The organism is Microbacterium sp. zg.Y1084 (assembly GCF_024623595.1).
Taxonomy (GTDB): Bacteria; Actinomycetota; Actinomycetes; order Actinomycetales; family Microbacteriaceae; genus Microbacterium; species Microbacterium wangruii.
On sequence record NZ_JANJGV010000002.1, the window covers coordinates 14,164 to 33,238 of the forward strand.

At 71.2% G+C, this 19,075-nt stretch carries 20 protein-coding genes and 2 tRNA genes; 12 read left to right on the forward strand and 10 right to left on the reverse strand.

What is annotated here, in order from left to right:
- Positions 1 to 56: 56 nt before the first annotated feature.
- Positions 57 to 2,144, reverse strand: a complete 2,088-nt coding sequence (gene glgX, locus NQ165_RS01305) for a glycogen debranching protein GlgX (RefSeq protein ID WP_257531701.1) — start codon at positions 2,142 to 2,144, stop codon at positions 57 to 59.
- 60 nt (positions 2,145 to 2,204) lie between these two features.
- On the opposite strand from glgX, the gene NQ165_RS01310 reads away from it, so the two are divergent.
- Genes NQ165_RS01310 through ligA form a run of 3 tightly spaced genes read left to right on the forward strand, consistent with a single transcriptional unit; the run spans position 2,205 to position 6,849 of the window.
- Positions 2,205 to 3,389, forward strand: a complete 1,185-nt coding sequence (locus NQ165_RS01310; protein WP_257530548.1) for a cysteine desulfurase family protein — start codon at positions 2,205 to 2,207, stop codon at positions 3,387 to 3,389.
- Between the two features lie 9 nt (positions 3,390 to 3,398).
- A complete protein-coding gene (mnmA, locus tag NQ165_RS01315; RefSeq protein ID WP_257530550.1) occupies positions 3,399 to 4,496 on the forward strand; it encodes a tRNA 2-thiouridine(34) synthase MnmA in 1,098 nt (365 codons plus the stop codon).
- Between the two features lie 28 nt (positions 4,497 to 4,524).
- Positions 4,525 to 6,849, forward strand: a complete 2,325-nt coding sequence (ligA, locus tag NQ165_RS01320; protein ID WP_257530552.1) for an NAD-dependent DNA ligase LigA — start codon at positions 4,525 to 4,527, stop codon at positions 6,847 to 6,849.
- A gap of 54 nt (positions 6,850 to 6,903) precedes the next feature.
- Here the strand turns inward: ligA and NQ165_RS01325 are convergent, their stop codons facing one another.
- Positions 6,904 to 8,604 (reverse strand): long-chain-fatty-acid--CoA ligase, encoded by a 1,701-nt coding sequence (locus NQ165_RS01325; protein ID WP_257530554.1) that lies wholly within the window; start codon positions 8,602 to 8,604, stop codon positions 6,904 to 6,906.
- 78 nt (positions 8,605 to 8,682) lie between these two features.
- Here NQ165_RS01325 and gatC point away from each other — a divergent pair, with 78 nt between their 5' ends.
- From gatC to NQ165_RS01355, 6 genes are all read left to right on the forward strand, one after another.
- Complete coding sequence (gene gatC, locus NQ165_RS01330) at positions 8,683 to 8,982, forward strand: Asp-tRNA(Asn)/Glu-tRNA(Gln) amidotransferase subunit GatC (RefSeq protein WP_257493326.1); 300 nt, start codon at positions 8,683 to 8,685, stop codon at positions 8,980 to 8,982.
- Positions 8,979 to 10,490, forward strand: a complete 1,512-nt coding sequence (gatA, locus tag NQ165_RS01335; protein ID WP_257530556.1) for an Asp-tRNA(Asn)/Glu-tRNA(Gln) amidotransferase subunit GatA — start codon at positions 8,979 to 8,981, stop codon at positions 10,488 to 10,490. Before gatC ends, gatA begins: the two co-directional genes overlap by 4 nt.
- Positions 10,490 to 12,019 (forward strand): Asp-tRNA(Asn)/Glu-tRNA(Gln) amidotransferase subunit GatB, encoded by a 1,530-nt coding sequence (gene gatB, locus NQ165_RS01340; protein ID WP_257530558.1) that lies wholly within the window; start codon positions 10,490 to 10,492, stop codon positions 12,017 to 12,019. The genes gatA and gatB overlap by 1 nt, the downstream gene beginning before the upstream one ends.
- A gap of 80 nt (positions 12,020 to 12,099) precedes the next feature.
- Positions 12,100 to 13,365, forward strand: coding sequence for a DNA polymerase IV (locus NQ165_RS01345; RefSeq protein ID WP_257530560.1), 1,266 nt, complete (start codon positions 12,100 to 12,102; stop codon positions 13,363 to 13,365).
- Between the two features lie 50 nt (positions 13,366 to 13,415).
- Positions 13,416 to 13,736, forward strand: a complete 321-nt coding sequence (locus NQ165_RS01350) for a hypothetical protein (RefSeq protein ID WP_257530562.1) — start codon at positions 13,416 to 13,418, stop codon at positions 13,734 to 13,736.
- Positions 13,737 to 13,779: 43 nt separating this feature from the next.
- Positions 13,780 to 14,304: a hypothetical protein gene (locus tag NQ165_RS01355; RefSeq protein ID WP_257531704.1), complete on the forward strand. Its 525-nt coding sequence runs from the start codon at positions 13,780 to 13,782 to the stop codon at positions 14,302 to 14,304.
- A gap of 28 nt (positions 14,305 to 14,332) precedes the next feature.
- Here NQ165_RS01355 and NQ165_RS01360 read toward each other — a convergent pair whose 3' ends face one another.
- The 6 genes from NQ165_RS01360 to NQ165_RS01385 all read right to left on the reverse strand — a co-directional run bounded on the left by NQ165_RS01360 (position 14,333) and on the right by NQ165_RS01385 (position 16,353).
- Positions 14,333 to 14,839 carry a DUF2017 domain-containing protein gene (locus tag NQ165_RS01360; RefSeq protein ID WP_257530564.1) on the reverse strand — a complete coding sequence of 169 codons (507 nt, stop codon included), beginning with the start codon at positions 14,837 to 14,839 and terminating at the stop codon, positions 14,333 to 14,335.
- Complete coding sequence (gene clpS, locus NQ165_RS01365; protein WP_257530566.1) at positions 14,836 to 15,132, reverse strand: ATP-dependent Clp protease adapter ClpS; 297 nt, start codon at positions 15,130 to 15,132, stop codon at positions 14,836 to 14,838. Before clpS ends, NQ165_RS01360 begins: the two co-directional genes overlap by 4 nt.
- The gene (locus tag NQ165_RS01370; protein WP_257530568.1) at positions 15,132 to 15,497 is read right to left on the reverse strand and encodes a metallopeptidase family protein; all 366 of its coding nucleotides are present in this window, start codon (positions 15,495 to 15,497) and stop codon (positions 15,132 to 15,134) included. Before NQ165_RS01370 ends, clpS begins: the two co-directional genes overlap by 1 nt.
- Before the next feature lie 4 nt (positions 15,498 to 15,501).
- Positions 15,502 to 15,577 (reverse strand) — tRNA-His (locus NQ165_RS01375).
- Between the two features lie 37 nt (positions 15,578 to 15,614).
- Positions 15,615 to 16,241, reverse strand: a complete 627-nt coding sequence (gene orn / locus NQ165_RS01380) for an oligoribonuclease (RefSeq protein WP_257530570.1) — start codon at positions 16,239 to 16,241, stop codon at positions 15,615 to 15,617.
- 39 nt (positions 16,242 to 16,280) lie between these two features.
- Positions 16,281 to 16,353: transfer RNA gene (locus tag NQ165_RS01385), tRNA-Arg, on the reverse strand.
- Positions 16,354 to 16,446: 93 nt separating this feature from the next.
- Between NQ165_RS01385 and NQ165_RS01390 the strand changes: the two genes are divergently transcribed.
- Positions 16,447 to 16,659 carry a methyltransferase gene (locus tag NQ165_RS01390; protein ID WP_257530572.1) on the forward strand — a complete coding sequence of 71 codons (213 nt, stop codon included), beginning with the start codon at positions 16,447 to 16,449 and terminating at the stop codon, positions 16,657 to 16,659.
- A gap of 65 nt (positions 16,660 to 16,724) precedes the next feature.
- On the opposite strand, the gene NQ165_RS01395 is transcribed toward NQ165_RS01390, so the two are convergent.
- On the reverse strand, positions 16,725 to 17,342 hold the full coding sequence (locus NQ165_RS01395) for a hypothetical protein (RefSeq protein ID WP_257530574.1): 618 nt from the start codon (positions 17,340 to 17,342) through the stop codon (positions 16,725 to 16,727).
- A gap of 93 nt (positions 17,343 to 17,435) precedes the next feature.
- Complete coding sequence (locus NQ165_RS01400; protein WP_257530576.1) at positions 17,436 to 17,684, reverse strand: hypothetical protein; 249 nt, start codon at positions 17,682 to 17,684, stop codon at positions 17,436 to 17,438.
- Between the two features lie 226 nt (positions 17,685 to 17,910).
- On the opposite strand from NQ165_RS01400, the gene ssb reads away from it, so the two are divergent.
- Together ssb and NQ165_RS01410 are read left to right on the forward strand one after the other, a co-directional pair.
- On the forward strand, positions 17,911 to 18,486 hold the full coding sequence (gene ssb, locus NQ165_RS01405; protein WP_257530578.1) for a single-stranded DNA-binding protein: 576 nt from the start codon (positions 17,911 to 17,913) through the stop codon (positions 18,484 to 18,486).
- 32 nt (positions 18,487 to 18,518) lie between these two features.
- A complete protein-coding gene (locus NQ165_RS01410; protein ID WP_257530580.1) occupies positions 18,519 to 19,031 on the forward strand; it encodes a DUF6993 domain-containing protein in 513 nt (170 codons plus the stop codon).
- Positions 19,032 to 19,075: the final 44 nt, after the last annotated feature.

Genomic DNA, 19,075 nt, shown 5'->3' on the forward strand with positions numbered 1-19,075 from the left:
GCACGAACCGGCACGCAGCACTTGCGCATCGGTCGACGCGCACCCACACTTGCGCCTCACTCGACGCGGAACAGTCTCATCGACGTGCCGGGAACGTCCACGACATCGCCCGGCGCGAAGACGGCCTCGTCGTCGACGGGATGCTCGTCGGCGCTGGACCACACCGAGACGTACCGGCTCACCCCGGCGATCCTCGGCAGGGTCACCTCGACGGGGACTTCGATGCCGTGCACGATCAGCAGGATGCGGTTGGGCTCCTCGAACTCAGGGGTCGAGGAGGCGACGTATTGCAGGGTGCGGTGGCGGGGGTCGGTCCACCGCTCGCCGGACATGGTGTGGCCGCGCTCGTCGTACCACTCCATCTGCGAGGCGCCGGGGACGGTGCGATCCTCCTGCGCGAACCGCGTGGGCCGCAGTGCGGGGTTGTCCTGCCTCAGCCGGATCAGCCGCTGAGCGTGGGCGAAGAGGTCGCGCTGCCAGTTCTCGTGCTGCCACGACACCCAGGTGAGGGCCGAGTCGTGGCAGTAGGCGTTGTTGTTGCCGCGCTGCGTGCGCGCGTACTCATCGCCGGCGGTGAGCATCGGCACGCCCGCCGACAGCAGCAGTGTCCCCAGCAGGTTGCGCATCGCCTTGCGGCGCGTGGCGAGGATGCCCGGGTCATCGGTGCGGCCCTCGGCGCCGTGGTTGAAGGAGCGGTTCGTGTCGGCACCGTCGCGGTTCTGTTCGCCGTTGCCGTAATTGTGCTTGACGTCGTACGACACCAGGTCGCGCAGGGTGAACCCGTCGTGTGCGGTGACGAAGTTGATGCTCGCGATCGGCCCCCGCTCGCGGCTGAAGGTGTTGGAGGATCCGGCCAGCCGCGTGGCGAAGCCGCCGATCCCGACCGGCGGCGCCGAGGCACGGCGGCCGTAGTCGATGTCGCTGAGCCAGAAGTTGCGCACCCGGTCGCGGTAGCGGTCGTTCCACTCGTGCCAGCCCTCGCCGAAGTTGCCGGTCTGCCATCCGCCCATGCCGATGTCCCAGGGCTCCGCGATGCGCTTGACGCCGGCGAGCACCGGATCGGCGACGATGGCCCGCAGCAGCGGGTGGTCGGCGGTGAACTCGTTCCGCGCATCGCGGCCGAGGGTCACGGCGAGGTCGAAGCGGAACCCGTCGATCTGCACCTCATCCGCCCAGTACCGCAGCGAGTCCAGCACCAGGCGTGCTGCGGCATCCGTCGCGGTGTCCACGGCGTTGCCGCAGCCCGTCACGTCGAGGTATTGCCCGTCGTCGCGCTGGCGGTAGTAGGCGCGGTTGTCCAGTCCGCGCAGGCTCGTGCGGGGGCCGCCGATCTCACCTTCGGAGGTGTGGTTGTACACGACGTCGAGGATCACCTCCAGCCCTGCCTCGTGCAGGGTTCTGACCATCGTCTTCACCTCGCGCAGCACCGCCTCGGGGCCGGCATGCCGGGCCGCTTCCGTGGCGTAGGGCGCATGCGGGGCGAAGAAGCCCAGCGTGTTGTAGCCCCAGTAGTTCGGCAGGCCGAGGCGACGCAGGTGCGGTTCGGTCGTGAACGCGTGGATGGGGAGCAGTTCGATGCTCGTCACACCCAGGCTGTGGAAATGGTCGATCATGGCGGGGTGGGCCAGCCCCGCGTAGGTGCCGCGCAGCGCCCCGGGCAGGTCGGGATGCCGCTTCGTGAGTCCCTTCAGGTGCGCCTCGTACAGGACGGTGCGATCCAGCGGCACGGCGGGCTTGGCGACGCCCTGCCAGTCGAAGGAGCCGTCGACCGCGACGGCGCGCCAATCGTCGATGCCGCCCTCGACGAGGCCGCGCGCGTAGGGGTCCAGCAGCAGGGTGGCGGCGTTGAACATGTCGCCTGCCCCGCGCGGTCCGTCCGCCTGCACGGCGTAGCGGGTACCGGGGCGCAGTGCGGCCGAGGTCGCCTCCCACACGTCCCCCGGCCCACGGGTGAGGGGGACGACGTCGATCGCCCAGTCGAGGTCGTCGTCGTCGAACACGACCAGGTCCATCGATGTGGCGCGCGAGGACCACACCCGCAGCGTGCCGCCGTCAGCGTGCAGCGTCACGCCCAGGCCGTCGAGGTCTGTGCGGAGGAGGCCCTCGGCGGAGGCGGGGAAGCGTGTCGGACCCGGGCTGTCCATGGCGACCACACTAACTGCCGCCGACTGGCGCGGCGTGCGCGCCTGGGCGAGAGTGGAGGGGTGAGCGTCTACCTCGATCATGCGGCCACCACTCCGCTGCGCCCCGAGGCCCGCGAGGCGTGGCTGCAGGCGACCGAGACGCTCGGCAATCCGTCGTCGATCCACGGTGGCGGGCAGGCCGCGCGCCGGGTGCTCGAGGATGCCCGTGAGCGCCTCGCGGCAGCCCTGAACGCGGACCCCATCGAGATCGTTTTCACCTCGGGGGGCACCGAGTCGGTGAACCTGGCGCTGAAGGGATTGTGGTGGGCGCGGACATCGGGCGTCGACGCGATCGTCCTGCCGGACGGAGAGCACCACGCCACCCTCGACACCGTCGGCTGGCTGCACGCGCACGAGGGCGCGCCGGTGCGGTCTGTGCCGCTGCGGCCGGACGGTGCCATCGACGTCGTCGCCTTCGCCGCCGCGCTGGAGGACGCCGCGGTGGCCACGGCGCTGGTGGCCAACAACGAGATCGGCACCGTCAACGACGTCGCAGCGCTCGCCGCAGCCACGGCCGCCGCAGGCGTGCCGCTGCATCTCGACGCGGTGGGCGCATTCGGTCACCTCCCGGTGGACTTCGCGCGCTGGCGCGGGGATGCCCCGGCGGCGGCCGGGCTCTGCGCCCTCAGTGTCTCGGCCCACAAGCTCGGCGGCCCCGTCGGGGTGGGGGCGCTCGTGGTGTCCCGGCACGCCGCGCCGGCTGCGCTGCTGCACGGCGGCGGGCAGCAGCGCGGGCTGCGTTCCGGCACGCAGGATGCCGCGGGTGCCGCCGCGTTCGCCGTGGCCGCCGAGAGCGCGCTGGCCGAGCGGGAGGCCGAGGCGGCGCGGCTCGCGGCCCTGCGCGACCGGCTCGTCGCCGGCATCCGCTCCGTCGTGCCCGACGCCGAGCTGCTCGGCGACCCGCAGCGGCGGCTTCCCGGCAACGCCCACATGCTCTTCCCCGGGGTCGCGGGGGAGACCCTGCTGTTCCTGCTCGATCAGCAGGGCATCGCCGTGTCGACCGGGTCGGCCTGCCAGGCGGGGGTGCCCGAACCCTCCCACGTCGTGCTGGCGCTCGGGCGCACCGAGGCCGAGGCGCGCAGCGTGCTGCGCATCACCCTGGGACGCACGAGCACCGCCGCCGATGTCGGCGCGCTGCTGGCGGCGCTGCCCGAGGCGCATGCCCGGGCCGCCGCGGCCGATGCCAGGGCGCGGGCGCGCTCGTAGACTGGAAGGATGCGGATTCTTGCGGCGATGAGTGGCGGCGTCGATTCCGCCGTGGCCGCGGCACGCGCGGTCGAGGCGGGACACGACGTGGTCGGCGTGCATCTGGCGCTCTCCAGGGCCGGAGGCACGCTGCGGGCGGGCAGCCGCGGCTGCTGCACCGTGGAGGACGCCCTCGACGCCCGGCGCGCGGCCGATCGCCTCGGCATCCCGTTCTACGTCTGGGACTTCTCGGAGCGCTTCCGCGACGACGTGGTGGCCGACTTCATCGCCGAGTACCAGGCCGGTCGCACCCCGAACCCCTGCATGCGCTGCAACGAGAAGATCAAGTTCGCCGCGCTGCTCGAGCGCGCGCTGGAGCTCGGCTTCGACGCCGTCTGCACGGGCCACTACGCCACCCTCGTCGAGGGCGAGGACGGCCTGGAGCTGCACCGTGCCTCGGACGCGGCCAAGGACCAGTCGTACGTCCTGGGCGTGCTCACCGCGGAGCAGCTGGCGCACACCTACTTCCCGCTGGGCACCACCCCCTCCAAGGCGATCGTGCGCGCGGAGGCGGAAGCGCGCGGACTGACCGTCGCGCAGAAGCCCGACAGCCACGACATCTGCTTCATCCCCGACGGCGACACCCGCGGGTGGCTGGCCGAGCGCGTCGGCGCCGAGAAGGGCGAGATCCTCGACCGCAGCGGCGCCGTCGTCGGCACCCACGACGGCGCGCACGCGTTCACCGTGGGGCAGCGGCGCGGCCTGCAGCTGGGCGTGCCGGCGCCGGACGGCAAACCGCGATTCGTCCTCGAGGTGCGTCCGGTCACCAACACCGTCGTCGTGGGTCCCAAAGAGGCTCTCGCCACCGCGCAGATCGCGGGGGAGCGCTTCACCTGGGCGGGCCGCCCGCCCGCCGAGCACGCGTTCGACTGCGACGTGCAGATCCGCGCGCACGCCGACCCGGTGCCGGCGCGCGCGGAGATCGCCGGGGGGCTGCTGACGGTGACCCCGCAGACCCCGTTCGACGGGGTGGCTCCGGGGCAGACCGCGGTGCTGTACGTCGGCACGCGCGTGCTCGGGCAGTTCACCATCGATCGGACGGTGTCGGCGGCTCCCGTCCCGGCGTGACGTCGACGGCTCGTCCTACACTTGCGGGGTGACGGATGCCGCTGACTTCACGCCCGCGCCCCTCGACGAAGCCCGAGCCGAGGCGGGTGATCTCACCGAGCGCATCCTGAACGCGCGCGACGCGTACTACGGCGAGAACGCCGAGATCGTCGACGACGCGACGTACGACGGATGGATGCGGCGCCTCGAGCAGCTCGAGCGCGAGCACCCCGAGCTGCAGGGTCAGGATTCGCCGACGCAGACCGTCGGCGCCGCCCAGTCGTCGATGTTCGCGCCGGTCGAGCACGCCGAGCGCATGCTCAGCCTCGACAACGTCTTCAGCGTCGAGGAGCTGCGCGACTGGTGCATGAAGACGCAGGCCTCGGCCGGCCGCCGCGTGCAGTGGCTGACGGAGCTGAAGATCGACGGCCTCGCGATCAGCCTGCGCTACGAGCACGGGGTGCTCACCTCTGCCGCCACACGCGGCGACGGGCGGGTGGGCGAGGACGTCACCGTCAACGCGCTGCGCGTGACCGGCATCCCCTCGCAGCTGTCGGGGAGCGGGCATCCGTCGCTGGTGGAGGTGCGCGGCGAGGTGTTCATCCCGGTCGCCGCGTTCGACGAGCTCAATGCCCTGCAGGCGCGCCTGCGCGACCGTGTGCTCGCCGAGGCGCTGGCCCGCGGCGTCGACGAGGAGAAGGCCGCGCGCAGCGCCGCGCGCCGGTTCCCGGCCTTCGCCAATCCCCGTAACGCCGCCAGCGGTGGCCTGCGTCAGCAGCTGGAGAAGAAGAGCGGGTTGGAGCTCGAGGCGGGTCAGGCACGCCTGCAGTCGCTGCGCTTGTTCGTGCACGGCATCGGGGCATGGGAGAACCCGCCGGTGAGCACGCAGAGCGAGGTCTACGCACTGCTCGCCGACTGGGGGCTGCCGACGAGCCCGTACTTCCGCACGTACGACGACGTCGTTGGGGTGACCTCGTTCGTCGAGCAGTACGGCGAACACCGGCACGCGGTCGAGCACGAGATCGACGGCGTGGTGGTGAAGGTCGACGAGCTCGACCTGCACGGCGAACTCGGCGCCACCAGCCGGGCGCCGCGCTGGGCGATCGCCTACAAGTACCCGCCGGAGCAGGTGAACACGAAGCTGCTGGACATCGTGGTGTCGGTGGGTCGCACCGGTCGGGCCACCCCGTTCGCGGTCATGGCGCCGGCGCAGGTGGCGGGGAGCGTCGTGCGCCAGGCGACGCTGCACAATCAGGATGTCGTCAAGGCGAAGGGCGTGCTCATCGGCGACACGGTGGTGCTGCGCAAGGCGGGCGACGTCATCCCCGAGGTGCTGGGCCCGGTCGTGGAGCTGCGTGACGGCTCGGAGCGCGCGTTCGTCATGCCTGCGGACTGTCCCGAGTGCGGTACGCCGCTGGCGCCCGCGAAGGAGGGCGACATCGACCTGCGCTGCCCGAACACCCGCGCGTGCCCGGCGCAGGTGCGCGGGCGCGTGGAGCACATCGGCTCGCGTGGCGCCCTCGACATCGAGGCGCTGGGCGAGGTGACCGCTGCCGCCTTGACCCAACCCAGTGTGCCCGAGATGCCCCCGCTGCAGACCGAGGCGGGACTGTTCGACCTCACCCTGGAGCAGCTCGTGCCCATCGAGGTGATGGTGCGCGATGCCGAGACCGGCGAGCCGCGTGTCGACGACACCACGGGCGAGCCGGTGCGGCGCGCCCCCTTCCGGCGCAACCCCAGCGCGGCCGAGAAGAAGCAGGGCCTCACCGGCCCGCAGCCGTCCGCGCAGGCGCTGACCCTGCTCGACGAGCTCGAGAAGGCCAAGACCAAGGAGCTGTGGCGGTTCCTCGTGGCCCTGAACATCCGCCACGTCGGCCCGGTCGCAGCCCGCGCCCTGGCCCAGTGGTTCGGTTCGATCGCCGCGATCCGCGCGGCCTCCCGCGACGAGCTCGCCGCCGTCGACGGGGTGGGCGGCATCATCGCCGACTCTCTCGTCGACTGGTTCGCCGTCGACTGGCATCGCGAGATCGTCGAGCGCTGGGAAGCGGCCGGTGCCCAGCTGGCCACGCCCGGTCACCCGGGCCCCGGTGCCGCGGCATCCTCCGGCGGGGTGCTCGAGGGCGTCACGGTCGTGGCCACCGGATCGCTCGAGGGCTACTCCCGCGAGGGGGCGCAGGAGGCGATCATGGCCGCCGGCGGCAAGGCGGCATCCAGTGTGTCGAAGAAGACCGACTTCGTCGCTGCGGGACCCGGGGCGGGGTCGAAGCTCGCCAAGGCCGAGCAGCTCGGCGTGCGCATCATCGATGCGGCGCAGTTCAAGATCCTCGTCGAGCAGGGACCGGACGCGCTGGGGCCGCCGCCCGCCGCGGAATGAGGGTGCCGCCGACGCGGAACGCCTGACCCGGGCTTCGCCGCACGGCGGCTGCGCTCACTCGTGCGCGATGAGCTTCTCCAACGATTCGCGCACCTGACGTCGCAGCACCTTGCCGAGCATCGAGCGCGGCAGTTCGTCCACGACGAAGATGCGCCGGGGCACCTTGTACGGCGTGAGAATGCCACGCACGAACTCGCGCACCGCGTCGACGTCGACGTCCGTGGCGCCGTCGACCACGATCGCGGCCGCGACCTCCTCGCCGGAGTGGGGGCTGTGAAGGCCGACGACAGCGGCATCCAGCACCTGCGGGTGCTGGCGCAGGGCGATCTCGACCTCGGTGGGCGCCACGTTGAAGCCGCCCGTGATGATCAGCTCCTTGATGCGGTCGACGATGCGCACGAAGCCGCCCTCGTCGATGGTCACGATGTCACCGGTGCGGAACCAGCCGTCCGCGAACGCGCGCTCGGTCTCCTCCGGGTGCCCGTAGTAGCCGCTGAACACCTGGGGGCCGCGCACGACCAGTTCGCCACGTTCGCCCGGGGCGACATCGACGGTCGGCTCGTCGGGATCGACGACGCGGCATTCCGTGCCGGGGAGGGGGAGCCCCACGGTACCCGGCTCGCGGTTCGCGGCGATGGGGTTCACCATCAGCACGGGAGAGCACTCGGACAGCCCGTAGCCCTCCACGAGATAGCCGCCGGTGGCCTCCTCGAAGGGCACCACCAGTTCGTGGGGCAGCGCCATCGCGCCGGAGATGGCGATCTGGATGCCCTGGAGCGAGACACCGCGCTCGCGCGCAGCCGCCAGCAGGCGGTCGGCGATGGGCGGCACCAGCGGGAAGACGGTGGCAGGGCGCTTCTTGACCACCGCCAGCACGAGGTCGGGGTCGAACTTCGGGAAGAGCACCAGCCGGGCGCCCATCGACATCGCGAAGGTGACGCACAGCGTCAGTCCGTAGGCGTGGAACATCGGCAGCACCGCGTAGAAGACGCAGCCCTTGCCGCGCTCGAGGTGGGGCACCCATGAGCGCGCCTGCACGGCGTTGGCGAGCAGGTTGCGGTGCGTGAGCGCAGCGCCCTTCGGGCTGCCCGTCGTGCCGCTGGTGTACTGGATGATCGCCAGGTCGTCGGTGCCGGGGCCGGGGTGGGATGCCGGGAGCGGCTCGTGCGCGACGATCTGCTGCCACGGGGTGGCGTCGACGACAGGCTCGGTGAGGGCGCGGCGCGAGTTGCGGGCCTTCGCCACCGGCAGACGCAGCGCGATCTGCTTGGTGGCCGGCAGGGCGGTGGTGATGTCCACCGAGATGATGTCGGGAACGGGGAGGTCGTCGGGGAAGTCCTGCAGTGTCGCGACGACCTTGCTCCACGCGATTGCGTGGCGGGCCCCGTGATCTTCGAACTGCTTGCGCAGCTCACGCGCGGTGTAGAGCGGGTTGTGCTCCACGACGACCGCGCCGAGGCGGAGCACGGCGTAGAACGCGACGATGTGCTGAGGGCAGTTCGGCAGCACGATGGCGACGGGGTCGCCGGCGCGCACGCCTCGCGCGTGCAGCGCTGCGGCGGCCCGATCGATCTGGTCCTGCAGGGCGCGGTACGTCGTCTCCCGGCCGAAGAACTCCAGCGCCGGGGCATCGGGGAAGTCGCGCGCGGAGGCGGCCACCAGATCCACGAGAGAACCCGTGAGCGGTGGCAGTTCAGCGGTCACGCCCTCGGCGTAGCTGCGAATCCAGGGGCGGGGCGGGTCGACATCGATCACCCGCTCAGCCTACGGCGCAGCCGGGTGTGCTCCCGTCACCCGCACGGTTCACCCGGACGGCGCAACTAGACTTGCGGGGTGTCAGAAATCACCCCCGATCTCGTCCGCCACCTCGGTGTGCTCGCCCGGATCCAGCTCAGCGACGAGGAGGTCGAGCAGCTCACCGGCCAGCTCGACGTGATCGTCGACAACATCGCGAAGGTGTCGCAGGTCGCCACCGCCGATGTCCCCGCGACGAGTCACCCCGTTCCGCTGCAGAACGTGTTCCGCCCCGACGTCCCGGGCGACATGCTCACCGTCGACCAGGTGCTGCAGAACGCACCCGACGCCGCCGACGGGCGCTTCCGCGTGACCGCGATCCTGGGAGAAGAGCAGTGACCGATCTCACCCGCCTGACCGCCGCCGACCTCGCCTCTGCGCTGGGTGCCGGAGAGGTCTCCAGCGTCGAAGCGACGCAGGCCCACCTCGACCGCATCGCCGCCGTCGACGGGGATGTGCACGCGTTCCTCCACGTCAGCGACCACGCGCTCGACGTCGCCGCCGACATCGACCGCCGCCGTGCCGCGGGCGAGCAGCTCGGCGCGCTCGCCGGCGTGCCGCTGGCGATCAAGGACGTGCTCGTCACCACCGACATGCCCTCCACCAGCGGGTCGAAGATCCTCGAGGGCTTCATGTCGCCCTACGACGCCACGGTCGTCGCCCGCTCGCGCGCCGCCGGCCTCGTGCCGCTGGGCAAGACCAACATGGACGAGTTCGCGATGGGCTCCTCCACCGAGCACTCCGCCTACGGCGCAACCCACAACCCGTGGGACCTCGACCGCATCCCCGGCGGCTCCGGTGGCGGCTCGGCCGCGGCGGTCGCCGCGTTCGAGGCGCCGATCGCGCTCGGCTCGGACACCGGCGGATCCATCCGCCAGCCCGCGCACGTCACCGGCACGGTGGGCATGAAGCCCACGTACGGCGGGGTGAGCCGGTACGGCGCGATCGCCCTGGCATCCAGCCTCGATCAGGTCGGTCCCGTATCCCGCACCGTGCTCGACTCGGCGCTGCTGCACGACGTCATCGGCGGGCACGACCCGCACGACGCGACCTCGCTCACCGACCGCTGGCCCTCGTTCGCCGAGGCTGCCAGAGAGGGCGCCCGCGGCGATGTGCTCAAGGGGCTGCGCGTCGGCGTCATCACCGAACTCCCGGACAGCGGCTTCCAGGCCGGGGTCTCGGCGTCGTTCCGTGAGGCACTCGCGGCGATGGAGGCGCAGGGCGCCGAGATCGTCGAGATCAGCGCACCCCACTTCGAGTACGGGGTTGCGGCCTACTACCTGATCCTTCCGGCCGAGGCATCCAGCAACCTGGCGAAGTTCGACTCCGTGCGCTTCGGGATGCGGGTGGACGTCCCCGGCGGCACCGTCGAAGACGTCATGGCCGCCACGCGTGACGCCGGCTTCGGCCCCGAGGTCAAGCGACGTGTGATCCTCGGCACCTACGCGCTGTCGGCCGGGTACTACGACGCCTACTACGGCTCGGCGCAGAAGGTGCGCACCCTCATCCAGCAGGACTTCGACCAGGCCTTCGCCCAGGTCGACGTCATCGCCACGCCCTCCGCGCCGACGACCGCGTTCCGCCTCGGGGAGAAGATCGACGACCCGCTGCAGATGTATCTCAACGACGTCACCACGATCCCCGCCAACCTCGCCGGCGTCCCCGGCATCTCGGTACCGTCCGGGCTCGCCGCCGAGGACGGACTGCCTGTCGGCATCCAGTTCCTGGCCCCTGTCCGCGAGGATGCCCGCCTTTACCGGGTCGGCGCCGCGGTCGAGGCCGTGCTCGTCGACCGCTGGGGCGGCCCGCTGCTGGACCGGGCACCGATCCTGGGAGGGAACCGCTGATGGCCAAGGCAAAGCTCATGGACTTCGACAAGGCCCTCGAACTGTTCGAGCCCGTGCTCGGCTTCGAGGTGCACGTCGAGCTCAACACCGAGACGAAGATGTTCTCCTCGGCGGCCAACCCCGCCAACGAGAAGAACCACGCCGCCGGCCCGAACACCCTGGTGGCCCCCGTCGACATGGGTCTTCCCGGGTCGATGCCGGTCGTCAACGCGCAGGCCGTGCGGTCGTCGATCAGCCTGGGCCTGGCGCTCGGCTGCTCGATCGCGCCGTCCAGCCGGTTCGCCCGCAAGAACTACTTCTACCCCGACCTCGGCAAGAACTACCAGATCTCGCAGTACGACGAGCCGATCGCGTTCGAGGGCGAGGTCGAGATCGAGCTCTCCGACGGCGAGATCGTCACCGTCCCGATCGAGCGCGCGCACATGGAGGAGGATGCCGGAAAGCTCACCCACATGGGTGGCTCGACCGGCCGCATCCAGGGCGCGGAGTACTCGCTGGTGGACTACAACCGCGCCGGCGTGCCGCTCGTGGAGATCGTCACCAAGCCGATCATCGGCGCCGGCCACCGTGCGCCCGAGATCGCGAAGGCCTACATCGCGACGATCCGCGACATCGTGCGGGGTCTCGGGATCTCCGAGGCGAAGATGGAGCGCGGCAACCTCCGCTGCGACGCGAATGTGTCGCTGCGGCCGCGCGTCGCGCCCGGCGAGCCGACGCCGCCCCTGGGCACGCGCACCGAGACGAAGAACGTCAACTCGATGCGCTCGGTCGAGCGTGCCGTGCGGTACGAGATCCAGCGGCAGGCGGCGATCCTCGCCGGCGGCGGCACGATCATCCAGGAGACGCGTCACTGGCACGAGGACACCGGCACGACGTCGCCCGGGCGCCCCAAGTCCGACGCCGACGACTACCGGTACTTCCCGGAACCCGACCTGCTTCCCGTCGTGCCGTCCGCCGAGCTGATCGAAGAGCTGCGCGCGGCGCTGCCGGAGCCTCCGGCCGCCCGTCGACGCCGGCTGAAGGCCGACTGGGGCTTCACCGACCTGGAGTTCCAGGACGTCGCCAACGGCGGTCTGCTCGCCGAGGTCGAGGCGACCGTCGCCGCGGGCGCGTCGCCGGCGGCGGCCCGCAAGTGGTGGACGGGTGAGATCACCCGCATCGCCAACGCCGCGGGCCGGGAGCCCAGCGAGCTGGTGTCGCCCGCGCACGTGGCCGCTGTGCAGGCGCTCGTGGATGCCGGCACGCTCACGGACAAGCTCGCGCGCCAGGTGCTCGAGGGCGTCATCGCCGGCGAAGGCACGCCGCAGGAGGTCGTCGATGCCCGTGGGCTCGCCGTCGTCTCGGACGACGGGGCGCTGATCGCTGCGATCGATGAGGCCCTGGCATCCCAGCCGGACGTGCTGGCGAAGATCCGCGACGGCAAGGTGCAGGCGGCCGGCGCCGTGATCGGCGCGGTCATGAAGGCGATGAAGGGCCAGGCCGACGCCGCACGCGTGCGCGAACTCATCCTCGCCCGCGCTGCGGAGTGAGCCTGCGCGCCACCGAGTGGGCATCCCGGTGACGGGCGCCCACTCGGCGGTGTGTCGGCGGATGCAGGGACAATAGAGGAATGGGACGTGGAGACGGGACGGGACGCATCGTCTCACCCGACGACGCCGACGACACCGGCACGCGCATCCTCCACGTCGACATGGATGCCTTCTACGCCGCCGTCGAGGTGCTCGACAACCCGGCGCTGAAGGGGCGGCCGATCATCATCGGCGGCGCCGAGGGCCGGGGGGTCGTCTCCAGCGCGTCCTACGAGGCGCGCCGTTTCGGGGTGCGCAGCGCCATGCCCGTCGGTCAGGCGCTGCGCCTGTGCCCGCAGGCGATCGTCATGCCGCCGCACTTCGACCGCTACCTCGCGCTGTCGCGCCAGGTGATGGGCATCTTCCATTCCGTCACGCCGCTGGTGGAGCCGCTGTCGATCGACGAGGCGTTCCTCGACGTCCACGGCGCCCGCCGGCTCTGGGGGAGCCCGGCCGAGATCGCCCGCATGCTGCGCTCCCGCGTGCTGGCCGAGACCGGCCTCACCTGCAGCGTCGGAGTCGCCGCGACGAAGCACGTCGCGAAGATGGCGTCGACGATCTCGAAGCCCGACGGTCTGCTCATCGTTCGGGCCGACCAGACCCAGGCGTTCCTCGCTGCGCGCCCCGTGGGCGCGCTCTGGGGCGTGGGCCCGAAGGCGGCGGCTGCGCTGGAGGGTCGTGGCATCCACACCGTCGCCGATATCCTCGCCACCCCGCCCGGCGTGCTCGATCGCGCGCTGGGCAAGGCGATGGGCGAGCGGGTGTGGCATCTGGCGCGCGGCATCGACGCTCGGGAGGTGCAGACCGAGCGGATCGAGAAGAGCGTCGGTCACGAGGAGACGTTCCACGATGACATCGCCGATCCCGCGGTGCTCCGCACCGAACTGCGACGCCTGGCCGACCGCGTGGGAGCGCGCCTGCGGGCGAACGGCTGGGAGGCGCACACGATCGCGCTGAAGCTGCGGTTCGCGGACTTCACGACGCTCTCCCGTTCGCAGACGCTTCCCGAGCCGACCGCGGTGAGCCAGCGCATCGGAGACGCCGCGTGGGATCTGTTCGCGCAGATCGACTTGCGCATGCCGGTTCGGCTCATCGGCGTGCGCGCCGAGAACCTGCGTCCGGCCGGCGGAGGGCCGCCCGCGCTGTGGGACGACGATGAGGACTGGCGCCGCGTCGAGGAGGCGCTGGACGGTGCGCGCGAGCGGTTCGGTCGCGCCGCTGTCACGCGGGCGACGCTGCTGGGTGGCACGCGAGACGTCGGCGCCCTCCCGACCAATCCCCGGCCTCCGCGATCGCACGATCACTGACCTGGCCACAACCTCTGGGCCGAACGAGTCCGTGACGCTACGGTGGGGACATGGCCAACATCGCACTGGACCTCGGCAAGCAGTCCGCATCGTTCGGCGTCTCCAGCGCCTACGGCGAGAAGCAGGAACTCGACGGCATCACGCTCGTCCCCGTCGCGCTCGCGTGGAGCGGGTTCGGCGGCGGGGCGGATGTCGACGGCAACGGCGGTGGCGGCGGCGGTGGCTACGCGGTGCCGCTGGGTGCCTACGTGCGCAAGGGTGACGACCTGCGATTCGAACCGAACGTGGTGTCCTTCCTCGCGGTCGCGATCCCGTTCGTGTGGGTCGCCGGGCGCGCCCTCAGCCGTGTCATCCGCGCGCTCAAGAAGTAGTCGGGTTCCGCTTTCCCCTGCGCTGGAGGCGGCGGCGACGCGCCTGGTCGCCGCGGTTCGCGCCGTCGGCGCTCCCAATCCGGTCGTGCTCATCGACGGCCGCAGCGGGGCGGGCAAGTCGACGCTGGCCCGTGAGCTGGTCGCGCGGTGGCCGCTGCGCGGCAGGGTGCAGTTGGTCGCACTGGACTCCCTCTACCCCGGGTGGGATGGACTGCTGGAAGGAGCGCAGTATGCGCGCGACCAGATTCTCCGGCCGCACGCCCGCGGCCTGGTCGGCGTCTGGCAGCGCTGGGATTGGGAGACGGACGAACGCGCGGAGGCGCACGCCGTCGATCCGTCACTTCCGCTGATCGTCGAAGGCTCGGGCGCTCTCACCCCGGAGACGGCACGGCTCGCGGATGTGCGCGTGTGGATGACGTCGCCCACGGCGTCACGGCAAGCCCGGGCGCTGGCCCGCGACGGTGATACCTACCGGCCGCACTGGGTGCGCTGGGCGGAGCAGGAGGAGCGGCACATCGCCCGGCACGACCCGCAGGCGCGGGCGTCGCTGGTGTTCGACATCCCGTGACCGGCGACAGCCGTGGGGATGTGTCGCGTCAGTCGGCGAGCGAGGTGACGAGAACGTCGAGGCGGTACCCGAGCCAGTCGTAGATCGCGTAGCGCGGGTCGTCGGCATCGTGGTCGTCCACGACGTCGATGCCCAGGCGGGATGCCAGCACGAGACGCAGCGCGTTCAGGATGCGCAGCCATGCGCGCACGCCGTCCGCCGACAGCGGCAGCCCGACCGTGTCGGTCAGGGCTCCGGGGGAGACTCCGTCGGTGTCGAGAGGCACCCCGGCGGAGGAGAGGTGCTGCAGGACCGCCCGGGCGTCGTCTCGTCGGCGGCCGAGCAGATCGGATGCCGTCAGCTCGCGGAACTCGCGCGCGGCATCCGGATCGTCTCGGTACGCATCGGGCACGAGCCGCGCCAGCGCCGGGTCGTCGAGGCCGCCGGAGCGGGCGAACCCATCGTCGAGCAGCTCGAGCAGCTGGGAGACGAGGTCGGCCAGGTGGGCGCCTTCGATCATCGTGAGCTCGAGCGTCACGCGCGGTGCGCCGGTCATGCGGGCGCCTGCTGCACGGTCGCCCACAGACCGTAGTCGTGCATGGCCTGCGTGTGCAGCTCCATCTGCTCCCGTGCGCCCTCGGCCACGACGGCCTTACCCTCGTGATGCACAGCGAGCATGAGCCGAGTCGCGACGTCGGGGGAGTGTCCGAAGTACTCCCGGAAGACGTGCACCACGTAGCTCATGAGGTTGACGGGGTCGTTCCACACCACCGTCTGCCAGGGGCGGTCAGCCGCCGGCCGCTGTTCGCGGCGGGTGGCTTCGTCGATGTCGGGGAGGGCGATGCTCATCAGCCCCACCCCAGCTCGTGCAGGCGATCGTCGTCGATCCCGTAGAAGTGGGCGATCTCGTGGACGAGCGTCGTGTGCACCTCGTCGTGCAGCGCGTCGAGCGTCTCGCAGGCGTTCAGGTGCGGCTCCCGGTACACGATGATGCGGTCAGGCAGCTCTCCCATGCCGTACCGGTCGCGCTCGGTGAGGGCGAGGCCGTCGTACAGCCCGAACAGGTCGAGGCTGCCGTCCTCCGGACGGTCCTCGACGACGAACACGACGTTGTCCAACCCGGCCACCATGTCATCGGGCAGCAGATCGAGTTCATCGACGACCAGCCGCTCGAATTCCGCGGCATCCATCTCGATCACGGTGCCTTCCGGCACGTCTTGGGGTGAGTAACGGGACTTGAACCCGCGGCCCCCTGGACCACAACCAGGTGCTCTACCAACTGAGCTATACCCACCATGTCTCCCGCCTCAGCGGGCAACCTCTCGATTCTCTCACATCTCCGAGGCGAATGACGACACGGCCGACTCCGCGGCGGCGCGTGCCTCATCGCTCGTCGGTCCCGGCTCGGGCACGAAGACCGCGTCACGGTAGTACGCCAACTCGCGGATGGATTCGCGAATGTCGGCGAGCGCCCGATGGCCCCCCTCCTTCGCGGGAGCCTGGAAGTAGGCACGCGGATACCAGCGACGGGACAGCTCCTTGATGCTGGAGACGTCGACGTTGCGGTAGTGCAGCCACCGGTCGACCTGCGGCATGTATTTGGCCAGGAACATGCGATCGGTGCCGATCGTGTTGCCGGCCAGCGGCGCCTTGCCCTGGACCGGGACGAATCGCTGGATGTACTCCAGTGCCTCGTGCTCCGCCTGCGCCAGGCTCACGCCGGAGGGCAGCTCCGCGAGCAGACCCGACGACTCGTGCATCTTCGTGACGAAGTCGTTCATGTTCGCCAGCGCGGATGCGTCGGGCTTGATGACGATCTGGAAGCCCGGATCGACAGCACGCAACTCGAAGTCGGTGATGACGATCGCGATCTCGACCAGTTCATCGACGGCGAGGTCGAGACCCGTCATCTCGCAGTCGATCCAGACGAGCCGGTCGTTCTCAGAAGCCCCCACCATGACTCCATCCTAACGACGGGCTCGGACATGCGAGCTCTGTCCCCCCGGGGCGATTCGAACGCCCGACCAAGAGATTAGAAGGCTCCTGCTCTATCCACTGAGCTACGGGGGGTCCTCTCCAGGCTACTGCCCCCGTTCGGCGCGTCCCCACGGTGGCCAAGCCGTGCCGCGGGGCGTACCGTGCAGGTGTCGGAAGGAGTTCGGGATGAGCACGACCGAGAATCACTCGGCGCTGTGGGTCGCCTACGGGGCCGGGGGAGTAGCCGGCACGATCCGCAAGCGCGACGGCGCATACGTGGTCACGATGGCGGGGGCGGATGAAGAGCTCGGCGCCTACCCGTCGATGGAGGCGGCCAAGGGCGCCCTGCACGCTCACATGGCCCCCGGCGCCGAGTGGCCGGAGTTCCGGGAGCACTGACGCGGGACGCGCCGCGACGGATCGGCGACACCGCAATGCCGGATCGGACTCCGACGGTTCGCCCGTCAGACCAGGCGGGGCGAGCCGGCCTCGGGGGCAGTCGCGAGTCGGGGTCGGGTGTCGAAGACGCGCAGCGCCAGCTGCACCAGCGGCCCGATCGACACGGCGAACAGCACGGTGCCCACTCCCACGGTGCCGCCCAGCAGCCACCCCGCCACGAGCACCGAGGCTTCCACGCCGAAACGGCTCACCCAGATGGGCCAGCCCCACTTCTCATGCAGCCCGGTCATCAGCCCGTCTCGCGGCCCGGGTCCGAAGCGCGCGCCGATGTAGAGCCCCGAGGCGACCGCCACGCACAGGAGCCCTGCGATGAACATTCCGGCCTGGGCTAGCCAACCCTCGACATCGGGCAGCACCTCGAGGGTGAGCTGCATGCTCGTTCCCACCAGCACGATGTTCGCCAGCGTGCCGATGCCGGGGCGCTGACGAAGGGGGATCCACAGCAGCAGCACCACGGCACCGATGATGATCGTGACCCAGCCGATGCCGATGCCGGTCTGCAAGGCGATGCCCTGGGCGAAGACGGTCCACGGGTCCAGGCCGACATGCGCCTGCACCATCAGCGCGCAGCCGGCCCCGAAGATCACCAGGCCGACCAGCAGTTGGATCACGCGTCTCGTCACCGGCTCAGTCAACCGCATGACGACGGGTTCGGGGATCTGGGTGGGGATCGCCTGCCGCGCAAGGACACAGACGAGGCGACCGGCCCCCGCGGTTCAGGCCGAGTTCACCAGGCAGGCCACGGCATCGTCGGGGGTCCAGAAGTCGCCGACAGGCAGAAGCCGTGCCTGTGCGCGGTGATAGCGCAGCGCGCGGTAGCGGAGCTCGGCGTCGCCGCCGATGCGCTGCAGGTGGCCGATGATGCGGCCGGCCTCGTCGGTCACCCGCCACAGGTGCGGGCCGGCGCCGACCAGGCGCATCGTGCGGCGCTGTCGATGCAGCGCGGGGTGGTCCGTCGCGATCATGATGCCTCCTCGCGGTCGAACATAGCTTCGACCGCCGACATCGAGCCTCCGGGAGGTGTGCGCCGTCTCCACAGGGACGAGTACGCGGGATCCATCCACTGAACGCCGTCATCCCGACACGCGCCGCCGGTGGATTCGTGAGGGTGGAGGTGCTCCGGCACTCGACGGGCACGCGGGTGCCGGAGCGGCGGGCACGGTGCCCGCGCCACAGGAGAGGACATCCATCATGAGCGAAATCATCACCGTCACCGGCAACCTCGCCGCGGACCCCGAACGCCGCACCACCGGCGGCGGCGACACCGTCGTGTCGTTCCGCGTCGGCAGCACGCAGCGGCGCTTCGACAAGGACTCCGGCACCTGGGTGGACGCCTACACGAACTGGTTCCACGTCTCGGCGTTCCGGGCGCTCGCGGAGCACTGCCTGCGGTCGCTGCGCCGAGGCGACCGGGTGATCGTCACGGGCACGCTGCGGCTGCGCTCGTGGGAGAACGACACACGCAGCGGCATGACCGCGGACATCGACGCCCACGCCGTCGGGCCGGATCTGCGGTGGGGCACGACGGTGTTCACGCGCAGTGCGCGGTCGCGAGAGGCGGACGACGCCGCGGCCGGTGGCGAGTCCTCGCGTGCGGCGGTGGATGCCGACGGGTGGGCGGTGCCGGGCGGCGAAGGAGACCAGGCCTCCGGGTCGGGCGGTGCCGAGGTCGCGCCCGCCAGGGAGCGAACCGAACGGGAGGCCGGCCGCGAGCCTGCGCTCGCCGCAGCGGGCGGCGCGGCCGAGGGGGAGCCCACACCGTTCTGAGCATGCGCGGATCGCCCGTCTAGACTTTCCGCGTGGTCCGTCCCTTCCCTCTCGCGCGCACGTCTCCGCCGGCTCGCGCCGTGGCGGCGGTCGGGGGAGTGACCCTCACCATCCTGCTTCTGGCGGCGTGCAGCGGTGACGGCGGACCGTCTCCCGCGCCCTCGGTGAGTGAAGCGGCGCCCACTCCTGCCGCCAGTACGCCGCCGGGGCCCCCCAAGTACGACCCGCAGGGCACGGCGGCGGACAACCTGCCGTTGTTCACCCAGGTGGCCGAGCAGGTGTGGGGTTCGCCACAGAGCGGAGAGGGTCGCGCCTACGTCGACGCCCTCGCGGCTGCGGGGTTCGACAAGTCCGACATGCAGGTGAGTGAGGATCTGTCGACCATCGGCAACGCCGCGGAAGCGCTGCAGTTCTCCGTGCAGTTCGGCGACGAGTGCCTGCTGGGTCAGGCGGGGCCCGTGACCGGGAGGGTCGTCACGACGGTCGGGCCGGCGCTGGCCAGCGGAGGCTGCCTGCTGGGGGAGACGCGACCGATCGACTGGTGACCGCCGGCGGACACGCGGCCGGCCGTGGGATGCGAGCCGGGGGA

Coding starts and splice junctions, on each gene's coding strand:
- glgX (WP_257531701.1), bottom strand. CDS start 2,144: ATGGACAGCCCGGGTCCGACACGCTTCCCCGCCTCCGCCGAGGGCCTC.
- mnmA (WP_257530550.1), top strand. CDS start 3,399: ATGCGGATTCTTGCGGCGATGAGTGGCGGCGTCGATTCCGCCGTGGCC.
- gatB (WP_257530558.1), top strand. CDS start 10,490: ATGGCCAAGGCAAAGCTCATGGACTTCGACAAGGCCCTCGAACTGTTC.
- NQ165_RS01345 (WP_257530560.1), top strand. CDS start 12,100: ATGGGACGTGGAGACGGGACGGGACGCATCGTCTCACCCGACGACGCC.
- NQ165_RS01350 (WP_257530562.1), top strand. CDS start 13,416: ATGGCCAACATCGCACTGGACCTCGGCAAGCAGTCCGCATCGTTCGGC.
- NQ165_RS01360 (WP_257530564.1), bottom strand. CDS start 14,839: ATGACCGGCGCACCGCGCGTGACGCTCGAGCTCACGATGATCGAAGGC.
- clpS (WP_257530566.1), bottom strand. CDS start 15,132: ATGAGCATCGCCCTCCCCGACATCGACGAAGCCACCCGCCGCGAACAG.
- orn (WP_257530570.1), bottom strand. CDS start 16,241: ATGGTGGGGGCTTCTGAGAACGACCGGCTCGTCTGGATCGACTGCGAG.
- NQ165_RS01390 (WP_257530572.1), top strand. CDS start 16,447: ATGAGCACGACCGAGAATCACTCGGCGCTGTGGGTCGCCTACGGGGCC.
- NQ165_RS01400 (WP_257530576.1), bottom strand. CDS start 17,684: ATGATCGCGACGGACCACCCCGCGCTGCATCGACAGCGCCGCACGATG.
- ssb (WP_257530578.1), top strand. CDS start 17,911: ATGAGCGAAATCATCACCGTCACCGGCAACCTCGCCGCGGACCCCGAA.